Source organism: Brachyspira pilosicoli (assembly GCF_008016535.1).
In the GTDB taxonomy this organism is placed as follows: domain Bacteria; phylum Spirochaetota; class Brachyspiria; order Brachyspirales; family Brachyspiraceae; genus Brachyspira; species Brachyspira pilosicoli_A.
In genome coordinates, this window is record NZ_SAXY01000023.1 from 1 (window position 1) to 3,667 (window position 3,667).

The 3,667-nt window shown below is 26.3% G+C and carries 3 protein-coding genes; 2 read left to right on the forward strand and 1 reads right to left on the reverse strand.

Annotated features, from left to right (window positions below; translation table 11 throughout):
* Positions 1 to 67: 67 nt before the first annotated feature.
* Both EPJ72_RS03425 and EPJ72_RS03430 read left to right on the forward strand, forming a co-directional pair.
* The gene (locus EPJ72_RS03425; protein WP_158636877.1) at positions 68 to 1,003 is read left to right on the forward strand and encodes a DDE-type integrase/transposase/recombinase; all 936 of its coding nucleotides are present in this window, start codon (positions 68 to 70) and stop codon (positions 1,001 to 1,003) included.
* A gap of 159 nt (positions 1,004 to 1,162) precedes the next feature.
* Positions 1,163 to 1,729, forward strand: coding sequence for a hypothetical protein (locus EPJ72_RS03430; RefSeq protein WP_147730850.1), 567 nt, complete (start codon positions 1,163 to 1,165; stop codon positions 1,727 to 1,729).
* 53 nt (positions 1,730 to 1,782) lie between these two features.
* Here the strand turns inward: EPJ72_RS03430 and EPJ72_RS03435 are convergent, their stop codons facing one another.
* Positions 1,783 to 3,387, reverse strand: coding sequence for a peptide ABC transporter substrate-binding protein (locus EPJ72_RS03435; protein WP_147730851.1), 1,605 nt, complete (start codon positions 3,385 to 3,387; stop codon positions 1,783 to 1,785).
* Positions 3,388 to 3,667: the final 280 nt, after the last annotated feature.

Below are 3,667 nucleotides of genomic sequence, written 5' to 3' on the forward strand. Positions count from 1 at the left end.
TAGTATAAAAAAAGCAGTATCCTTGTTATAATATTTTGAACATAAAACAAATAAAAAGGATGCTACTATGAAAAAAGATTATAGCACAGAATTTAAATTATTTATAGTGGATGAAGCATTAGAAACTAAAAATATTAAAAGATTTTTAAAGATAGAAGAAATACCCAAATCTACTTTTTATGCTTGGCTTAAAAAATATAAAGACACTGGAACTGTCGCCAATTTTAGCACTATACCAAAAACTTCCCCAAATATCTTTAATAATCAAGAAGCTATTAATTTAATTATTAAACTCTATACTAAAGAATATCGAGGTAAGCATTATATTAAAGCATATTTAAATCGTGAAGGCATTAAGATAGGTGTTACAGCTATAGAGAATGTACTAAAAAGAAATAATCTTTGGAGATATAAAACAAAAAAGAAAAAGAAGCGATATGATAAGCGTAAATTTGTCTCTAAAATACAAAAAGAAGGCAAAATAGTTCAAATAGACACTAAATATATCAAATTAGGCAGAAAAACAGTTTATCAATTCACTGCTGTAGATTTAGCTACTCGTTATAGTTGGAGAGAAATCTATGAAGATAAAACACCTTCTAGTGCTTTATCTTTCTTAAAATATGTATTGAAAACTTCACCTTTTAGGATACAAGCTATACAAACAGACAATGGTATAGAATATACTTATCGCTGTATCAATAGCTCTAAAATAAATATTTTTGATGAATACTGCTTAAAAAATAAATTAGAGAGGAGATATATTCCTATAGCAACACCAAGATACAATGGTGTAGTAGAAAGAGTACACGGCATAGACGAAAGAGAATTTTATTCACGATTAAATAAAAATATAACTGTAGAATTATTAAGAGAAAAATTAAAAGAATATACACATTTTTATAACAATCAAAGATTGATTTCTTCGTTATTGTATATTACAATCAAAGAAAGAATCAAAAATATTATAGCAAGTAAAAGTACAATATCTATGGCTCCATGACAGAAAATATTTTATAAATGTGTATATTAGTTAAATATTGTTTAATTATCTTTATTTATAATTAATTATATAGATTTTATAATATTATAAAAATAGTCATATATATTTTTTTATATAATAGTTTATAATTTATATAATATGATAATAGGAGCTTTTATTATGAAGAAAAATAATGAATTAACTTTTAATAATAAAAATTTTTCTATTAAAATTTATATAAACAATATAAGATATTTTTCAGTGATGATGATAGGGTTTATAGTGAGTATACTTCTCACTAGCATTTTATTTATAGAAGAAGATAAAGATATGAAAATAGCTGTAATATTTGTTTTGTTGTTTTTTATATTTGGAGTTTTATTATTATCTCTTGTTTTAATTAGAAGTGTATTTTTAAAAAGTCCTAGCTTTATATTGGATAATAATGGAATATATTATAATAATTTAATTGTTAAAAAGTATTTACATGTGTTTTGGTCTGATATTAAAGATTTAGACATAATTGGAAGTTATCTTTTTATATATTTAAAAAATCCAAGACTTTATCATTTAAAAAGATTTAATAAAATATCTGATAATCCATTATATATACATATAGGAGATTTGGATATGAGTAATAGATTTGTTAATAGTATGTTTAATTTTTTCTATGATAATCATTATAAAGAAGATGAAGAAGAAATTATTGAAGATGATTATAGAAAATATTATAGAGATTATTATTAATTTGTAATGACACTAATAAAATAATTATCAGTATCATTACAAATTTAAATTATTTATTCTTCTAAATACGAATAAGAGAATTTATATTGAGCAAAAGGTATATAGAATACGTCTTTTAATTTTGGGCTTTTCAATACAGCAGGTTCAAAATATGCGATAGGTATAATAACTGCTTCGTCTTCTATAAGTATTTTTTCTGCTTTGTGCAACTCTCTCATTCTAATATTTTGGTCAGTAGTTTTTGATGCTATACTAATTGCTTCATCAAAAGCCTTGTTTGTAAATAGAGAGTGGTTTTTATATGAATAGCTAACAAACATACCTAAAAAAGTAGTAGGGTCATTATAGCTTCCAGTCCAGCTTGCAGCTGCCATAGTATAATTTCTTTCTGTTCTAAATGCATGAATAAATGGTGCAAACTCCATCTGTGTAAGTTTAACATCTATACCAAGATTTTCTTTCCACATATTCTGCACAGCTTCAAACATAGGTATATCATTACTAAATGTAAGATAAAACTCTAACACAGGAAAACCTTCTCCATTTGGATATCCTGCTTCTGCCATTAATCTTTTAGCCTCTTCTACATTTTTTTGATAATCTGCTTTGTTTGTGCTTATATATTCGCCAGCATTATCTCTAAAATAACCTTTTACATCGGTAACACCCCAAGGTACTAATGCACCAGCAGGCTTGCCGGATTTTATTATATTATCTACTATATAATTTCTGTCTATAGCAAGTGATAATGCCTTTCTTACTCTTTTGTCTTTTAGAGTTTCGTTTGTAGTATTAAGTGCATAATATTGAGTTCCTATTCTTGTTGCTATATCTATAAAACCTTCTTTTTTTAAAGTGTCTATATCTTGATGAGGAAATTGGTCAGAGAAATGAAGAGAGCCTTCTTTAACACCTGCAACTGCAGAATTAGGATTATCCATAAGAACAAATTTAATTCTTTCAGCAACTATTGTGTCAGCTCCCCAATAATTAGTATTTTTTACAACAGTAATACTTTCATCTGGTTTTCTCTCTTTCAACATAAAAGCACCATTACCAATACAAGTTTTAGGGTCTCTAGTCCAATTATCTGGATTTTTTTCAACCATATCTTTTCTAACAGGTGAAAATACAGGCAAATTGACAAGCTCCAAAAAATAAGCAGTAGGATACTCTAGTTTTACTTCTAATGTATAATCATCTAAAGCCTTTATGCCGAACTCATCAACAGGCATATATCCCGCATTCACATTAGAAAAGTTAAGTATAGGCTCAAATAAATAACTAGGCTCACTTGCTGTATTTGGATCAACAACTCTCTTCCAAGAATATTCAAAATCTTTTGCTGTTAGAGGTTTGCCGTCAGACCATTTACCGTTTGTTCTTAAATGAAATATATATGTAAGACCGTCTTCAGATATATCCCAACTTTCTGCTGCTCCTGGCTGAATGGCTATGTCTTTATATTTTGTAGTTAAACATTCAAATAAATGTGTTACATAAGTAGAGCCTTGCAATGTAATATTTAGAGCAGGGTCTATAGTCTTGGGTTCTGAACCTAGATTTACATATATGGTGTTTTCATCGATAATTTTTTTATTTGTACAAGATAAAAAAGAAAAGAATAAAGCTGTAAGAATAATAATATAGTTTCTCATATTACCCACCCTTAGTATGAATTTATTAACAAGATTATATTTTATAATATTATCTTGTCAATAATTTTTTCTTATTTTTTGTTTAGGAGTATGAGATATTGGACATTTTTTAGTATAAAAAAAGCAGTATCCTTGTTATAATATTTTGAACAGAAAACAAATAAAAAGGATGCTACTATGAAAAAAGATTATAGCACAGAATTTAAATTATTTATAGTGGATGAAGCATTAGAAACTAAAAATATTAAAAGATTTTTAAAGATAGAAGAAATACCCAAAT

Excerpts from the sequence above, each read along its gene's own strand:
- EPJ72_RS03430 (WP_147730850.1), top strand. The coding sequence starts at position 1,163 with ATGAAGAAAAATAATGAATTAACTTTTAATAATAAAAATTTTTCTATT.
- EPJ72_RS03435 (WP_147730851.1), bottom strand. The coding sequence starts at position 3,387 with ATGAGAAACTATATTATTATTCTTACAGCTTTATTCTTTTCTTTTTTA.
- EPJ72_RS03425 (WP_158636877.1), top strand. The coding sequence starts at position 68 with ATGAAAAAAGATTATAGCACAGAATTTAAATTATTTATAGTGGATGAA.